Source organism: Peribacillus frigoritolerans, from assembly GCF_004358755.1.
Taxonomy (GTDB): Bacteria; Bacillota; Bacilli; order Bacillales; family Bacillaceae; genus Bacillus_P.
Window position 1 is genome coordinate 1,286,159 of sequence record NZ_SMZY01000001.1, and the last position, 17,431, is coordinate 1,303,589.

General features: G+C 36.3%; 12 protein-coding genes and 1 pseudogene. 3 read left to right on the forward strand and 10 right to left on the reverse strand.

Annotated elements, in window-relative coordinates; translation table 11 throughout:
- Positions 1 to 656 precede the first annotated feature (656 nt).
- Positions 657 to 1,505: a hypothetical protein gene (locus E2R53_RS06710; protein WP_133310958.1), complete on the reverse strand. Its 849-nt coding sequence runs from the start codon at positions 1,503 to 1,505 to the stop codon at positions 657 to 659.
- Positions 1,506 to 1,629: 124 nt separating this feature from the next.
- On the opposite strand from E2R53_RS06710, the gene E2R53_RS06715 reads away from it, so the two are divergent.
- A complete protein-coding gene (locus E2R53_RS06715; protein WP_353653477.1) occupies positions 1,630 to 2,676 on the forward strand; it encodes an nSTAND1 domain-containing NTPase in 1,047 nt (348 codons plus the stop codon).
- A 621-nt stretch (positions 2,677 to 3,297) separates the two neighbouring features.
- Positions 3,298 to 3,762, forward strand: a complete 465-nt coding sequence (locus tag E2R53_RS06720) for a hypothetical protein (RefSeq protein ID WP_133310960.1) — start codon at positions 3,298 to 3,300, stop codon at positions 3,760 to 3,762.
- 222 nt (positions 3,763 to 3,984) lie between these two features.
- Here E2R53_RS06720 and E2R53_RS06725 read toward each other — a convergent pair.
- The 9 genes and pseudogenes from E2R53_RS06725 to E2R53_RS06765 all read right to left on the reverse strand — a co-directional run bounded on the left by E2R53_RS06725 (position 3,985) and on the right by E2R53_RS06765 (position 14,561).
- A pseudogene (locus E2R53_RS06725) lies at positions 3,985 to 4,561 on the reverse strand (recombinase family protein).
- A 314-nt stretch (positions 4,562 to 4,875) separates the two neighbouring features.
- On the reverse strand, positions 4,876 to 5,562 hold the full coding sequence (locus E2R53_RS06730; RefSeq protein ID WP_133310961.1) for an N-acetylmannosamine-6-phosphate 2-epimerase: 687 nt from the start codon (positions 5,560 to 5,562) through the stop codon (positions 4,876 to 4,878).
- Positions 5,563 to 5,579: 17 nt separating this feature from the next.
- Entirely contained in the window at positions 5,580 to 7,091 is a 1,512-nt protein-coding gene (locus tag E2R53_RS06735; protein WP_133310962.1) for a DUF4127 family protein, read from the reverse strand.
- Between the two features lie 38 nt (positions 7,092 to 7,129).
- Positions 7,130 to 8,092: an acetylxylan esterase gene (locus E2R53_RS06740; protein WP_165970913.1), complete on the reverse strand. Its 963-nt coding sequence runs from the start codon at positions 8,090 to 8,092 to the stop codon at positions 7,130 to 7,132.
- A 78-nt stretch (positions 8,093 to 8,170) separates the two neighbouring features.
- Positions 8,171 to 9,850, reverse strand: a complete 1,680-nt coding sequence (locus E2R53_RS06745; protein WP_165970914.1) for an ROK family protein — start codon at positions 9,848 to 9,850, stop codon at positions 8,171 to 8,173.
- 114 nt (positions 9,851 to 9,964) lie between these two features.
- Positions 9,965 to 11,323 carry an FAD-dependent oxidoreductase gene (locus tag E2R53_RS06750; protein WP_133310965.1) on the reverse strand — a complete coding sequence of 453 codons (1,359 nt, stop codon included), beginning with the start codon at positions 11,321 to 11,323 and terminating at the stop codon, positions 9,965 to 9,967.
- A 57-nt stretch (positions 11,324 to 11,380) separates the two neighbouring features.
- Positions 11,381 to 12,208 (reverse strand): carbohydrate ABC transporter permease, encoded by an 828-nt coding sequence (locus E2R53_RS06755; RefSeq protein ID WP_286166097.1) that lies wholly within the window; start codon positions 12,206 to 12,208, stop codon positions 11,381 to 11,383.
- A 16-nt stretch (positions 12,209 to 12,224) separates the two neighbouring features.
- A complete protein-coding gene (locus E2R53_RS06760) occupies positions 12,225 to 13,166 on the reverse strand; it encodes a carbohydrate ABC transporter permease (RefSeq protein ID WP_133310966.1) in 942 nt (313 codons plus the stop codon).
- Positions 13,167 to 13,232: 66 nt separating this feature from the next.
- A complete protein-coding gene (locus E2R53_RS06765) occupies positions 13,233 to 14,561 on the reverse strand; it encodes an ABC transporter substrate-binding protein (RefSeq protein ID WP_133310967.1) in 1,329 nt (442 codons plus the stop codon).
- A gap of 647 nt (positions 14,562 to 15,208) precedes the next feature.
- Here E2R53_RS06765 and E2R53_RS06770 point away from each other — a divergent pair.
- Entirely contained in the window at positions 15,209 to 17,431 is a 2,223-nt protein-coding gene (locus tag E2R53_RS06770) for a glycoside hydrolase family 10 protein (protein ID WP_165970915.1), read from the forward strand.

Genomic DNA, 17,431 nt, shown 5'->3' on the forward strand with positions numbered 1-17,431 from the left:
GTGAACTTGAGTTCTGAACATATACTTTGTGTTTTTTCAAGTATAATTACGTGATAAAACCTTATTAAATCAACACTTTTTGAAAAAATAGTGATTTACAAATATATTAAAGTTGATACTTTGGTGGTCAATAAATTATTGATTGTAATTAAATAAAAAAGTGATTGCATCAAAATTCCCGTAAATATCATAAAGTTACATTATAAATTTTTACATATTTTTGTTGCACTCTTTTCTTAAAATTAGGATTTAATAGGACGAATGGAAACCTTTGTCGCAAAAATGACCGTTTTTGATAATTAAAGCAAAGAAAGGGTACCTTTGAAAAATCCGGATTTCCATTAATAAAAAGCACATTTTCTCTAATAGAAAAATTGTGCTTTTCGTTACTCCATAAACGCGCCCAATTGCTAAAGATTGCTATTGAAGGAAAGATCGAGTTAATTAAGAAAAGACGTCTTTAATCTTTTATTCTAATAGCTTTGTTCCTCATTAATATCTTTGTTCTAAAGCGTGAATTTCATATGTTCCAGCTATCATTTCCTTCATTTTCAAACTCCCCAATTGAAATATTAAAAAGAAATATCTTCACACATATATTGAAATGTATCTTATGATCTAAACTCTATATCTTGCACTAGTATTTGCATATCTTATTACTCTTCTTTATAGGCAGACAGGAAATCTTGAAATTCTTGATCAGTAAGAATAAATTTAAATTCCGACTCCGTCGACTTTATGAATTTATCCATATTAGGAATGGAATTAATGAATTTTGTAATTATATACCTATCTCTTCTATATTTAAAAGCAGCCTCTAAATCACTTTCATGACACGGGAGAGGGAAGGTTTCAAAAGTACGTTCATGAAAATTCATTATATAATAAACATTCTTCCAGTAATTTATATTCATATAACTGTCACTCCCCTTCTGGAAAGTTTTTCCTATTAATAGTTCATAATCTGTGTCTTCAATACGATACCCCACGGTCAACCTAATTAATTTCCCAAAATAAAATCCATCGTCTTCTATATGGGTGTAAAGATCTCGATAATATTTATAATGGACAAGAGTGTATTCCTCGTCCTTAAGCATATCTTCAATGTCATTCCAGAAAAGGATGTCAATGTCAAACAACCTATTTGCTAAATGATGATCTGCCTCTGATCGAATGAATGATTGTATACTTTCATCTCTTTTTGCTGTTGTGTAAAAAAATAATTTAGATAGCTGTGGGTTAAATCCAAGAGCTATTTTTATTTCATGTTTAATTTCATTGTTAGTGATTGCACCATTTGCCTTAACTTTACATTGTACGCCAATCCAATTTAAACTTTCTCGTTCCCTTGCAAAAATATCAACGCCATTCTGTCTTTGACCTCTTCGACCATTTCTGTTTGAATTTTCATACTTACTATTTTTCCACACTAAGTCTAAACATAGATTCTCGAAAACTTCTTCATTAACAATTCTAGGTATTTCTACTCCAAAACTATTTGACATATGAGCTCTTCTCTACTTCCTTATTCCTTAAAATTTTATATTCCCTTTTTTAAAACTATAAAATACTTTCAAATCTCTATTAATTACTGAGTACGGTAGATTTTGGGCTTTACAATTGCTAAATGTGAGTGCGGGTGTTCCTCAACAAGTAGTTTTATTTGATGCAGAAACAGGAAATCAAATTGAAGATAAAGATGTTATTGATAAAGTATCTAAATTGAATACTTCATTATCTGATTTGGAATTTGTAACATATAAACATGAAAAAAAAGGGATGCAAAATGAAGAAATTGTAGAGGAATCACAGAGTGTGGTAGTAGTTTCTAGCGGAGATCAATGGTCAGATTATAAACCCTCGCGCCCTCAAGATTTTGTAGGAAGGGAAGAATTACAAAAGGATGTATTTGGTTTCCTAAATAATATTCTGCATATTCAAACTACTACTAGATTAGTAGCTATTAAAACCCCTTCTGGATGGGGTAAAAGCTCAATGCTTATAAAATTAAGTGCAAAAGCTCGAAGTAAATATAAAAATAAATTTCACATTCACGCTGTCGATGTTAGAGCTGCAAATTCACCTAGATATGGAGAATTCGCTTTTTTGGATTGCATTAAAAAAGCTATTAAATCTGGATTCATAAAAAAACCGGTAAATGATATTACATTATCTAGTATTAATAGTCCTTTTAATGATTTAGGAATTAAGGAAATTGCTGAATTTCTAAAAATAGAAAATAAAGTTTTAGTTCTTTTCTTTGATCAATTTGAAGATATATTATCTAAAACCGATTTAGAAAAGCTTTTTGATAATATTAGAAATTTATCAATGGCAATTGACTCTGAGCAAGAAAACATAGTACTAGGATTTGCATGGAAAACAGATGGTACAACTCCAACAGAACATTCTGCATACCATATGTGGCAAAGTTTATCTGACCGGAGAAAAGAGTTTGAGTTATCGGTATTTTCACCTAATGAGATTACTAAAGCACTGACCCTATTCTCAAAGGAACTAGGAATGCCCTTAAATAATACACTTAAAAGATATCTCATTGATCATTGCCAAGGATATCCTTGGTTACTAAAAAAACTAAGTATTCATGTACATACAATGATTAAAAGTGGTATTAGTCAAGTTAACGTATTAGGTAGATACAAAAAGTTTATTTGAAAAAGATTTAAATCAACTAAATAGTTCTGAAATAGATTGTTTTAGAAAAATCGCTAGAGAATCGCCAGCTGATTTTCATAAAATAGATCAACACTTGGTGATTCAATTGTTAATTCACTTATCAGAAGTAGGCTTGTTATTCGAAAAGGTCATAATCTAATATTATATTGGGATATTTTTAGAGATTATGTACTAAAAGGGGCAGTACCTAATATTGCAATTACTTATATTCCACAGAGGAATTTAAGGAAATATTATGAACTACTTCAACTATTAGTGAATCGAAGAGAAATATCTGTAAATGCTAGCAGTTTATCAGTTACAGTCAAAGCAGCTGAAAATGTAATTAGAGATATGGTTATGATAGGAAATATTGAACGAAAGGATGATATGCTTTTCTTTCTTCAAGATTCTTAATTCGAAGCACTCCAAAAGATTTATAGTTTCCTATCCCACCATGTTCTCTATTCAACATTAATAAATTCTTTCGGAGAAGATTTCGTTATAAGTGGAGAAGATTTCACAGATTTATTTAATAGTTTATATGAAAAATCCAAGTTTTCTATAAAGACAAATGAAATATATATCAAGAAGATTTTAGGTTGGTTTATTGGGATTAATATGTTTAAACCTGAATTCCAAATGTTACACCATAATAATAATTTTAAGCTCACTGATTTATCAATAGCCAAAGATAAGATATACTTTAATGGAAGAGTAAGTCCTTTTTTGGGATCAGCTCCTCCAGAGAGAGTAATAGAATTAATAAATTTAATTAATTCCGGAAACAACATCTATAGTGAATTACAAAAAAAGGAGTATCGGAATGCTACAACAGTGTTATCCTCACTGGGAATGATTGTAAAACAAAAAGATATTTTAAAAATATACACTATTTCGGATGATTATGAGTCTTTGCTTGCAAAAAAAGTTCTTTCTACTGAAACAATTCAAATTATTTCTTCAATGGCAGACCAAGATGATTTATCTTCAATAGATATTGGTAAACTAGTCAGTGATAGTCTAGGAAGGGATTGGGGTATAGAGTCAAAAAGGCGATGGGAATGCATTATTAAGATGGTATAAATGGGTTAACCAAACAATATCGAAAGAAATAGTTGAAGCAAAATAAACTAAATATTAATTAACAATCGCAAAAGATATATTATATATCTTTTGCGATTGTTTTAATATTCCAAAATGGATTTCACCTTTTCTTGTAATATAATAATAATTAGATTATTTAATTTTTCTCCAACACTGATAATGCATGTAACCTATTCCGAATTTCTACTATTATATAGTAATTTATAAAATCTTATTATATTCATGAACCAGCTTATAAAAAGTAGTTTTTTTATGCCCAATAACTCCATTGCATTAATAGCTGTCATCTCTCCTGATTTCCAATGATTATAGACTTCTTTGAACTCCTCTGTAGTTTTTACTTTTGGTCGACCAAAAGCTACTCCGTTCTTTAAAGCAACATCTATACCTACACGCCGTTTTCTAATCCGATCTCGTTCTTCTTGTGCCATCCAAGATAGAATCAGTAAAACCAAATCTGCAATGAATGTACCAAGACTATCTTTATATTGAGTGGTATCCAATAGAGACATGTCCATCACAACGATATCTGCTTGAATATTTTTTGTGATATCATTCCATTCCTTAAGAATCTCTTCTTTGTTCCTCCCAAAACGATCGAGCGAATGAAAGTAAAGAATATCCCCTTTTCGAATCATACATTTTAGCAGCTGATATTGTTCTCGATTGAAATTTTTACCACTTTGTTTATCCAAAAAGATATCTCGTTCGTTAAGAGATTTTCCAGCATGGCTTTATGCTGCTGTCCTTCATATTGATCTTTGCTGTTTACTCGTATGTAACCAAATTAACATCCATTTTTTTACTAATCTTCCCTTTTCTTTCTCTAATTCTATCAAATCCGTTCGAAAAAGTGTACTTTTTCGAACGGGGTGTATACTACAACCCAATAATATTCGTTGATTTTTGATGCTACATTTTGAAGACTCAGCTTTTAAATAATCAACTCAGAAAATTATGCCACAGCAAGAGCCGCCCAAATAATGTCGGCGGCTCTACTTGACTAATTTTAACACTAATATGACCATGTATTTCTATTGCAACCAGAACGTAAATAAAATGAATTTTCCCTAATATTTACTAAGTCGCGCTTTATCTAACGGATTCTATTACATCAACAAAATGTCTTGTTATTTGCTGAGGGCGTGTTATCGCTCCGCCAACCACAACTGTATGCGCTCCATATCGTAAAGCTTTTTTAGCCATCTCTGGCGTAATGACATTTCCTTCTGCAATAACGGGAATACTCACATGACTTACTACATCTTTTAAGAACTTAAAATCATTTGAATGTAATTTCATCCCTACTGTATCTTCAGTATAGCCATGCATGGTCGTACCAACGCAGTCAAAGCCTAATTTTTCAGCCATGATGCATTCCTCTAATGTTGCACAATCAGCCATCCATTGCTGGTTTGGAAATTTGGTTTTAATTTCCTTTAAGAAGGTGGGCAGATCCACACCACCTGGACGTATTCGGTTTGTTGCATCTACAGCAATCAAACCTATATTAAGTTCAACCAATGCTTCTACCTCTTTTAAAGTTGGAGTTATGTAAACATTTGAATCTTTGTAATCCTGTTTTATGATCCCTATGATTGGTAGATTAACACTCTCTTTTATTGCGCGTATATCATTTACACCATTAGCACGAATAGCAACTGCTCCCCCTCTTTTTGCAGCAACTGCCATTCGGCTCATAATATCAGATCCATGCAAAGGTTCATCTTCTAATGCCTGGCAAGATACCACCAGACCAGATTTTATTGCTGTTAACATGCTTCTGCCTCCCTTTTTTAAAACCTCAGCGTCATTCCACATTCAAACATTCTATTCCATGGTGAATGAGTATTAATTTCTTTAAGTTCCATCTCTTTGAAACTGTATAAAATCATTTCTTTGTATCGTGTATACAGTCTTTTATCTCTTTCACGGTTTACAAGAGAGGCTTTATTTTTCAAATCAAAGTAGGTAAGATTGTGGGTTGGCAGATAGTCAGCAACCATGTCCATTCTGATTTCTGATTGATAAAGATAGTCATCTAATATATGATAGATGATATTTTCTTGAATAATATCCGACTTGCCATTTAGAGATACAACACCCTGACTAATCGTTGTACCGAGCGTGTTGCAATTTGTATTCCACCCTTTATATGAAACAATTCGGTCAAGAACGCGTTCTTCATCTAACAACATGATTAATTCACGATCCCCCCCGTTAGCATATGCTGCATCGGATATCATCACTTTTTTCCCTGCATCTATAAAGGTTTTGATTTGGTCTACAAATGTTAACATGTTGCGGAAACTTGTATAGGTAATGTCTTTATTATGCTGGTCCCAAGATTCTTGCATGACACGTCCTGGTGTATTATAGGCAAGTATTAAATCAGCATCTTCAGCTCTGGATACCAACTGACAGCCAGCAGCTGACACGTGTGCCTTTAAACTTTCAGCATAAGGCCGGTCTTCATACATTGGAATTACCTGTGGTCCAAGTGTACTGCTCCAGATCGGATAAATTTTTGGCCTAATCCCTTTGAAATCGTTATAGACGCGTGCTAGTAAAGTTGCTCCTACCTCGTCTGCTCCTGGATACATATGAACCTGTTTATACAAACGAAGTTGTTCTCGTTTTTCTGCAACTAACTTTTGGTCCTTTGCCGTGTACCCATACTCTGCACTGTCATCCTGGGGAATCGATAAGAACTTTATCACGCCTTCATTAACAAGCTCCAGCATCTTGATATTAATGAGGGAATTAAACGATCGTCTCGTTTCATAATCGTGTATGTATTCCTCTGGTAATTTTGATGCAATTTCCTGTAATTGCATTTGTTCTTCTTCCTCTAACGTCTCACGGTCTTGCTTATCTTGTAGATAAGCACGTAAGAAAATTTCCCTTCCCCACTGTTCATAATAATCTGGTTCTTCATCACTTGAACTATACTTTGGTGTCCGCATAATTAAATTGGACGCATAGATCGGAACGCCAGGATACGTTTTATGAAATGAACGAAGTCGCTCTACACACATTGTTACTGTGTCTTTTGACAAATAATGCAGTCTTGATGGCAATAACCCGCCATATACCAGCATATCGATGCTTAAGATAATAGCATCAGCTGTCCTAACAGCCTGGTTTAGCCAGTTCCAAAGACCATTAGTATCGGCTGCTGTTTTTTTTGCTCCGAGTAATTCATCACCTGGCAGCATCAATTCAATATCTGACGAAGACCGTGCAATCCTTTTGATGTAATCAATATTGCATGGTCGCTCATCAATGGGTAAGTATGCAATTTTCATTAGGTTGCTCCTCTTCAAGCATATTTCTCTTCTTCCTTTTATGACCAATTGTATAAAGAAGAAATAAATTGAAGTTTTCTTTCTTCATGAACCGATGATAGCCCGTGTGCAAATTCAGGATATACTTGAATTTGTTTTTGGCCGCCTAAATGATGGTATAAGGCAAATCCACTGGAAGGCGGGCAAACCTTATCTTCCAAACCTACTCCTACTAAAGAAGGGCATGAGATATGACTTGCTAAATTCATACAATCCACATAGCTTAACGTGTCAAAAACAGCAGATCGTTTTTTTTGTAAAGGATCATGCAGTTTAAAATAGTGATAAATTTCGTTATAAGGCCCTTCTGTGGCAAGTTCAATAGATCGCTTAAAATGAGTAAGAAAAGGAATATCAACAAGAGCAGCCGAAATACCGTCCTGTAAGGCAGCAGTTGAAACTGCAAGAGCACCACCTTGACTTCCGCACTCTGCAATGACCTCAGTCTTTCCCGAAATTTCTCTTAAGACATCAACGCTTCTGTAACAATCCATATACACATAGCTATAATAATAGTTATCGGGATCTGTAATTCCTAGGGTCATCCAGCCTGAGGATCCTCCGTTTTTATAATGATTATGATCTGGTGAGTTAACATTTTGACCTCGGACCTCGACTAACAGAACCGGAATACCTTGAATTAAATATTTGAATGCATAATTCGGCTGCAGATTATTCCAATTGTATCCATGAAAGATAACAGCTGCAGGTGTCTTTGAATTAACCTCTTTATCCGGTTTTAAATACATGGCATGAATACGTGAGTTTCTAAATCCATTAAAGGTTACATCGTACAACTGGACACCAGGGACATAATACATACGATCTTCTATAACGGTATCTAATGCCTGGAGTTTACTTTCCTTTATCCGATTATTCCAGAAAACTTCAAAATCTTTTTTCTTCGTTTGTTTTGGCTGATACGTTTGCAGCTGCACAAGCGGCAAATCAAAGAGATTCACTGGGATTCCTCCAATTTAGGAGAGCTGAATACATCGTTTCCATAACACTTCATACCTGCGGCACGGTTACTCACTCTATTACATAATACTTTTTTTACTTATACCTTTATCGTTGCTTTGAATTTCATTTAAAAGGACATCGATTAGGTAAAATGCACAAACTTCACTGGCTGAACTGCTGTAACCTTGTATCTCATCAGCAGTTGGAACAAGCAGATGAATATCAGAAGCCTGGGATAAGGGAGAATCTTGTTGACTCGTAATCCCTATTGTTGCCGATCCACACGTTTTGGCTGTTTCCATCATGTGGACAATATCCGAAGCATATCCGGATGTGCTTAGACCGACTACTACTGTTTCCAGGCTGAGTAAATGCGTAGACATTTCCATTTGATAGTGGTCTGAAAATGCGTCAGCTGCCATACCAAGTTTCATAAGCTTATATTTTAGTTGGTTAGCCACTAGTGACATTTCACCTGCGCCGTATAAATAGATTTTCTTAGCTGAAACTAATTGATTTTTAAATAAAAGAATATCTTCTACCTCATTGAGCGTATCAAACTTATTTAACATGCTCATATAGGCTTGTTTTACAGAAGTTAGGCTTGTCGTTTCTTTTTGTTCGTATAATCGAGTGCTCACAATAGATTCTTTAGCCAGTAATCGCAGCTGATTATAAGATCCGAACTCGAGTTTTTTACAAAATCTTGTAATTGTTGCCTCTGATAAATTTAATTGTCGTGACATTTCTGAAATTGTTTTATTTGGGACGCTTTCTAAATTTAAGATGATAAACTTTGCAATTGTTTTTTCTCTCTTTGTTAACTTATGCGTATTTGATTCGATAATCGTTGTTATACTTTTTAGAGGCTGTAACGATTCTTGGAGCAAAAAATGCCGAAGAGCCCCAACCATACCGGCATTATTAAGATTTCTGGCAATTTCAATTTTCACTTTGTCTAATACAGCAGGCATAATGTCTTTTTGCAGCTGTTTCATAATTAGCGGATAAAGATACTCTTTTTGTGCTGTAATCCCTCCGCCAATAATAATCATTTCTGGATTCATCATATAAGCAATTGTTGAAATCCCTTTGGAAAGATAGTAAACAAGACGATTAATTTCTTGAATGCAAATCTCATCATCCTTCTGGGCAAGTTCAAAAATTTCTTTTCCATTGATTTCACTTTCAGGAATTCCTTTGCGTTTCGCAACATTCCTCACTAAAATCCTTGTAGATGCTAATTCTTGAAATTGGCTCCCTTCAACAGGGATGTAACCAATTTCCCCTGCACTAAAGCTGTGCCCAGTTTGTAATTTATTGTCTATGATATAACTGCCGCCGATACCGGTGCCAACCGTAAGACAGAACAAACTTTTTGCATCCTTGCCGGTCCCAATCCAAGACTCTGCCAACCCAGCGCAGTTTACATCATTCTCCACCTCAACCGGTAATTGAAAAAAGGTTTCTAGCTCATTCTTTAATGGAGTACCCGTGTATTTTGGAATAAAGGAAGAGGCATATAAAATCACACCTCTATTGGAATCAACTTGGCCGGCAGAGCTGATGCAGACACCGCTGATCTTATGTTCATTCATTAGTTTTATGCCGAAGGCTTTGACCTTCTCTACTATGGCAGGCCCGCCGAGATGTGCTTCTGCCGGGCATTCATACTTTTCGATAAATATTCCTTCTTCAGTTAGAACACCATATTTGAGTAATGTTCCCCCAATATCAAAGGCTAAAAATTTCCTCATTAATTTCACCTTCATTTCCAAGGAAAGAGCACACTTTTACGCTTTACTGCTCTTCCCTTTTCACGAGAATCGTTTATATTTGTTTAGGCCAAAAATATTCTTCTTTTATGATGCTCAGAAATTAGCCCTAATTGAAGCCAACCGTTGCTTAAAATGGGAACCATCAATTTTATTTAGGTCTATATTTTGTTTAATTGAATATGAACAGGCAAATCCCGCAGCTTGCGCCATATCCCTTACCGTAGGCTGGATACGCAATGATGCTTGCATCAGAAATGTACTTGAAATATGGCGTCCGACAACAATCATGTTACTCACTTCATGCGTAATCAGTGACCTGTATGGAATCTCATAGAATTCACCGCGTGACAATCTGGCTTCTTCAATATTTTCTTTACTTACGCTATGTACATCAATATACCAATCCCCACGTGCAATCCCGTCATCAAATCGTGCACGAGCAACATAGTCATTTTCTGTTAATACATACTGTCCAACAATTCGGTACGATTCGCGAATGCCGAGCTGCGTTGCTTCCTTTAAAAGATAAGCATGGTTAAATCCTGGAACGTATTTAGGCAGGAAGTTAGCTAATCTTCGTATCATTTCTCGTCCCTTTATGACTGCTTTAGAACGAAGAACTGGGTCAGTTGTGTGATTTATGCCGGGAATATGCGGGCAATTAAAGGACATGACACTTGGTTTTCCAGGTTGTGTAAATGCCTGAAAATAGCGTAAATCTTCTTCTGCTAAATCGCCATTTTCCAGTCCTTTTTGAAAAAGTGATTCTAGTACATGACCTTTTCCTGGCACCATCGCGATCTCAAAGAACGCAGGATTATTAATTGTACAAAACGTTTCATTTTGCGACAGGATAAATTCACGTAAAGCTGTTATATCTATTCCACCCATCTCGAATCGAAACGATATTTGCTGGTTTTCACCTTCTTGGTTTCCGGATTCTACCCGAACACCTGCCGTTCTTGAAAGGACGGCATCAGCTGACGCATCCACAAATGTCTTTCCTTCGATGGCTGCTAAGCCGTTGCACGTATTTACGATAATATGAGTGATTCGACTCTCATCTTTTATACAATCTACATAATTAGCATCATATAAAATATGTCCGCCACGCTCGATAATCAGCTGCTCTAATACATAGCTTAATGTTTCAACGTTGAACCAGCTGCATGTCGTCGTCCCGTCATTTGTTTCGATTTGTTCCCTGTGCAGGCGTTCAATGATTAAGTGATTCACACGCTGTCCTTTCACATAGGTCGGCATCATAGGAGAAACCAATGCATTTGTTTGAGTGCCCCCTAAAGAAATCGTTTTCTCTATAACAAGTGTTTTAATGCCTTCTTCTAAAGCAGCAATTGCAGTTGCTGCTCCACCTGTTCCTCCGCCTACTACAACACAATCAGCATCTAAAATAATCGGTATTCTCCGACCGAAAAAAGAGACTGTACTCATTATCATCCACCTCTTGGTCCCTTGGTTTTCTTTTAAACAGCTTACCTATCAATCTTATTAACCTTTTACAGCACCGTCTGTTGCACCGGAAATAAAGTATTTTTGCAGCCATATAAAAATGAGCAGTGTTGGAATTGTCGTTAGAATGGATGCTGCACTGATTAATTTCAAATTAGAACCATCAAAATTTTGAGAGAGCTGGGCTAACCCTATCGACAATGTATACATGCTGCTTTCTGTTGAGTTTAACAAAGGCCACAAATAGTCACCCCATGTACCCATGAAAGTGAAGATGGCAAGTGTTACAAGTGTTGGTTTCACAAGTGGCAACGCAACTAGGTACCATACTTTAATTTTATTTGCCCCATCAAGATACGCTGATTCTTCAAGCTCTTTTGGAATTCTCAAAAAGGCTTGACGCATTAAGTAGATGCCAAATGCCGTTGATACTTGCATGACGACTAATCCTAGATGAGTATTTTGTAAGCCAAGCTTGCCTGCTAGTTGGAACAGAGGTGCCATGTACAGCTGAAAAGGAACCATCATTGTTGAAATGATTAACGCCAAAACAACACTTCTCCCTTTGAAATCCATACGTGCCAGTGGATAAGCGGCTAAACTGCAAAACAATAAATTTAAAGGTATGGCAATCACTGTAACCACTGCGGTATTTAAGAAATATGTGCCGAAATTTGCTTTGTCAAAAGCTGTTACAAAATTAGTAAAGGTAGGACTGGCTGGAAGCAAGCTGCTGTATATCCCTTCACTTGCTGATTTTAGTGCCATGAACAGGGTAACTAAAAATGGTCCCACAGTGAGTATTGTAATCAGGATCATTAAAGCATAGAGCCACAATTTTTGACTGATCTGCTTCGATTTCATCATGTTCTCCCCAATCTGTTTATGCTCGCAAATCATCTTCGCGCTTACTGGATAACTTCATTTGAAGTAAAGATGCTCCAATAGCGAGGAGCAAAAGAACTAAACCTGCTGCAGAAGCGATACTGACATCTAAATTCATAAACTTGTCGTAAATATACATAACTAGTGTAGTCGTAGCACCAGAAGGTCCGCCTCCTGTTGTTAAGGCAATTTCCTCAAACACTTTCATGCCGGCAATAATCGTCATGACAGAAACCAATGTTACAGAAGGCGCCAACATTGGAACTGTAATATTCCTGAACTGCTGGAATAATGAAGCACCGTCAATGCTTGATGACTCATACACATCTTTTGGTATTGACTGCAGTCCGGCCAAATAAATGATCATATAATAACCGAGCCCTTTCCAAACAGTAATCATGGCTACTGCAAATAAAGCTGTGGATGATTGAACCAGAAGATTCGTAGGAGAATCAAAAAGGCCAAGTTTGACCAATAATTCTGATATTAATCCGCTTTGAGAGTACAGCATTTTCCACATTAATGCAGCCACAACCATTGGTGTTATAACAGGCAGATAATAGAGGATGCGGAAAGTAGACACACCTCTGATCTTTTGGTTCACTAGTACTGCTAAAATCATTGGTAAAAAGACATTCAATGGCAACACGATAATTAAAAAAATGAACGTATTTAATACGGACATCCAAAAATCCTGATCCGTAAATATCTCTTTAAAGTTACTTAAGCCAACAAATTCACCCGTACCCGCAATGATTTTATAGTCTAGTAAACTCCATTGAAAAGCTTCTAAGATTGGGATGATGAGAAATGTACCCAAAATCAATATGGATGGTAGTAAAAACAGCCAAGGTGTTACATTTCGCATACTTAATCTATGTTTCTTTTTCATCGTAACTTTCACTTTTGAATTCGGTAGTACAACAGGTCCCCTGCTCATGTGCCTCTCTCCATTCAAAAAAATAGAGAATAGCTTTTGGTTCAAAGCTATCCTCTTTTCCATTCATTAGAATGTCACTTTTTCACCTGATTTTTCAAATGCTTTGTTCCACTCTGATGAGAGTTGTTTTACTGCTTCCTCAGGTGTCAGCTTCCCTTGTAGGTTTTTAACAAAAATATTCTTTGTGGATTCACGTAATTCAGCACTGTTCTCCGTCGGGGGAATCAATACCTCTGCACGCTCTAAAGATTTAGATGCCTCTAACATCCCCAGTGCCTTTGGCGAATCTCCAGGATTTTTGAAGTAGTCATCCTCCAAAGATTCCTTTGTAGCAGGTAATACTGTTCCTGCTGTCTTCGCAAATTCTAGTTGATTCTCTGCATTTGTTACAAATTCAGCAAGCGCAACAGCTGCTTCTTTGTTTTTTGTTTTTGCCGGTACTGCAAAGTTCATAACGGCAACGTTTACTGGAGCTTCTGCTGATTCTAAAGGCTGACCTGCCTTAGAAGCTTTATATACATCAGGAGCACCAGATTCTATTGGTCCTAAGAAAGTAACTCCGCCTTCCAGGAAAGAAGTGTTTCCAGCCATAAACAACTCCTGGCCCGTTTTTAATGATCCTTCTGCAGTCTCCTGAGGAATGATACCTTCCTTATACATCTTCTGAGTAAATGTAAAATAATCAAGGATGTCTTTATTCTTTTCAAAAGCTGCCTTTCCGTCTTTTACAAGTGGTTTTCCGTTTGATAAGGAGACCATTTTCTCCATAATAGTGTTTCCGTCATTGATTACTGGATAGTAGGAAGGTTTACCTGTCTTTTCTGTTACAGCTTTTGCAGTATTGTATATGCCCTCAGTAGTAGTAGGCAACTCACTGACACCTGCTTGTTCAAAATGATCGCCATTATACCAAGATACAGTTGTTGTTAAATACCAAGGCATTGCATACAATTTATCTTCATAAATACCAGACTTGTATGGCCCTTCTACAAAAGAGTTCTTCGTTTCGTCACTCACCATATCTGTTAAGTCTAATAGTCCACCCTGTGCTGCGATATTGGACATATAGTGTGGATTTAAGTTAACCACATCAGGTACATCACTGCCAGTAAGGGATGTAAGTACCTTTTGTTCCATTTCATTTTGTGGAATGTCTTCAATTACAACATCTACATCAGGATGCAGTTTTTCAAAGTTTTTCTCTAGTTTGTCAAAATATGTATCAAATGGTTCCCCTGCTAATGATGCAGTCCAAAGTGTTACATCCCCTGATAACTCTCCAGAATTTGATGCTTTCGAGCTGTTTGCCTCTTCCTTGCTGCATGCTGCCATTATGCTCACCGAAAGAGCTGTTGCCATCGTGCCGGCAATTAACCTTTTTGTTCGTTTTCCCATTACTTCATCCCCCTTTGAAACTATTGGTAAGCGTTTTCTTATTTTTATAATACTAGGGCTATCATCGTATTACAAGAATTATTAAAATTATTTTTATTTTTAATTTATTTGTGAAAATTATTTTCATTTTACTACTTTTTATATTTGATATATCCATTCAGAATGTGCTGATTCTGATTTTATTCTCTTTATATCAACACCATTTATTAAATTGACATAAGTTCAATCTACAAAGTTGTTACAACAAACTACTATAATCGCATTAACATCACTCTTTCTTATCGCTGAAATAAAAGTGAAAATAATTTTCAAAATTTATATCATATTAAAAATTAATTTAAAAATGGTTGTGAAAAATGATAAATACGTTTATAGTTTTTTTGAAAACGTTTTCTGAAAATTGTATTAATTTAGGTGCATCTTTGAAGAGTTTTAATTAGTGATCACTTTTAAGTCAGTGTCTCAATGAAACAAGTACATTATTGAAAAGGAGAACAAAGTATGCAAAAAAAAGGAAAGCACTTAGCAGTTCAATTCTCGCTTCAACCCTAGTACTCTCTTCTTTAGGAATGGTAAGTAATGCTTCAGCCCAAGAAAACAGCATATCAGTTGATGTTCTAACCGTTAAGGATCAATCAGGTGATCACATGACCGTAGGTGGAATCAATCAACTGGCAAATGAAAACAAGTTAGTCCTTTTTGATGACACTTTCAGCTATTACACAGAAACTAAGAAAGGGAGTAAAGAGATCATTTTAGATAAAACAGGACTTAATACATACCGGGTACAAAAATATACCGATGGTGACAGTCCGATTCCTCTAAATGGCATTGTTCTTTCTACAGGAGCTAAGACTACAGCTGAGGTTGAAACCTTTTTAATGCAATTAGAAACTGGAGAAACAGTGACCTTATTAGAACCAGTTGAAAAGAAGGAAGAGATATTGGCTAACGCAATCAATCCTACAGCAGAATCCAATCCAGCTGGTGCCCCGTTTGATGGCTTTAGAGGACCCGATCAGTTGATTGTATATAATCGTTCTTTTGGAGAAACGACTAAAACCAATGCATATGGTTATGAAATTACCGTTGAGGATGGATTTGTTACAAAATTGGGAGGCGGCGGATCTAAAATACCCGATAATGGGTTTGTCGTGAGTGGTCATGGCATAGCTGCTAAGTGGCTTTCCTCACATTCTATTATAGGGGCAAAGGTTACAGTAGATGGCAACGGTACGGTAAGAATTATTCAAGATGTTGATAGTTTTGCGTTTCAGAGCGAGCAAGCAATTCACCAAGCCAGAACATCTATTGAGAAAGCCAAAGCTAATTATTTGGACGTTTCATTGGAACAAGCAGAAAATTCCATATACAAGGCTGAACTACGATTAAGTGAAGCAGAGGCATTAAAGGAAAAAGACCCGTTTCTAGCACTTGACGTCACACGGCAGGCAACCCAGCTGGCATATGACGCCTATTATTATTCAATGCCATCAAATGTAGCAGAGCAACGTGCCATTTGGTATCGCCCTGAAGAAACAACTCTTGAGGGTGTCAAACAGGTCCTGGACAGGATGGAAGAGGCTGGTTTTAACTCGGTCTACCTTGAAACTACATTCCATGGCTATACAATTTATCCAAGTAAAATAATGGAGCAGTATGGCCTGCCAGCCCAACATCCAAGATTTGAAAATAGTGAGTATGGACCGTATGGTAAAGATTTGCTAGATGCCTATGTAAAAGAAGGGAAAAAGCGCGGACTTACGGTGCAAGCATGGACAGATGGATTTATGGTTGGTGAAAGCAGTTTAGGAACTCCTCCGCAATTTAAAGTCTACCCGGAATGGGCAGCCACGCAGCGCCAAAACACTACAGGCAAACCAGTGCCGGATTCATCAAGCAAATATTATTGGTTAGACATTGCACAGCCTGACGTACAAAAATTCATGCTGGATATCTACAAAGAAATGCAGATGAACTACGGTATAAAAGGTCTTAATATCGATTATATGCGTTACCCGCATCATGATTTTGAGAAAAGCTATGGTTTTAGCAGCAAAACTCGAACCCTTTACAAGGAAGAGACTGGTATTGATCCTTATACCCTCAATCCATCAACAAACCCAGAAGAGTGGGAAAAATGGACAACTTGGCTGCGTGTAAAAGAAAATGAGTTCGTTGAGAAACTACATGACCAATCAAAAGAAATTAACCAAAAGTTTATGATGACAGCAACTCCAGAACCAGGTCCAGAAGCCGTATTGATCAGTGATTGGAAAGATGATATAGATGGTGTAATTCCTCAAGCATATGGTCACGATTTTAATAGTATACAAAAAACAGTTCAAGACAGCAAAAAGCTTATGCCCGATGGGACGATGTACTACACAGGGATTTACTCTTTCTACCATCATCTCAGTGAAATGGCAAGTGTTAACGATGTTATATCCGCGAAACATGGAACATCCGGCGTAAACATGTTTGCTTTCGGCCAAGCTAGTGCCCCTTCAGTTGATGCTTTAGGCAAGGGCCCATGGCGTGAAAAAGCAGTAAATCCTGGCGAAGAACCTATTAAGGCTGCTCATGTCGTATTAAAAGAAATGGAAACACAAATCAGTAAAATTTATATTGAACAAGGGGCCATTTATAAGAGAGAAGGAAAGGACCTAAAACAGTCCTTTAATGAATTAAATAAAATACTTAAAAGAAATCCGACTCAAATGGAAAAAGAAATTAATTCTGTTCTACAGGAAGTTGATAACTTAATAGAGAAAAACAGGCTCGAGAGTATTGTTGGCGTAAGGATGAAAGAACAACTTGCAGAAGTAAAAGGATGGGTTGATTATTCTTTAAATCATCAAAAAAAGTAA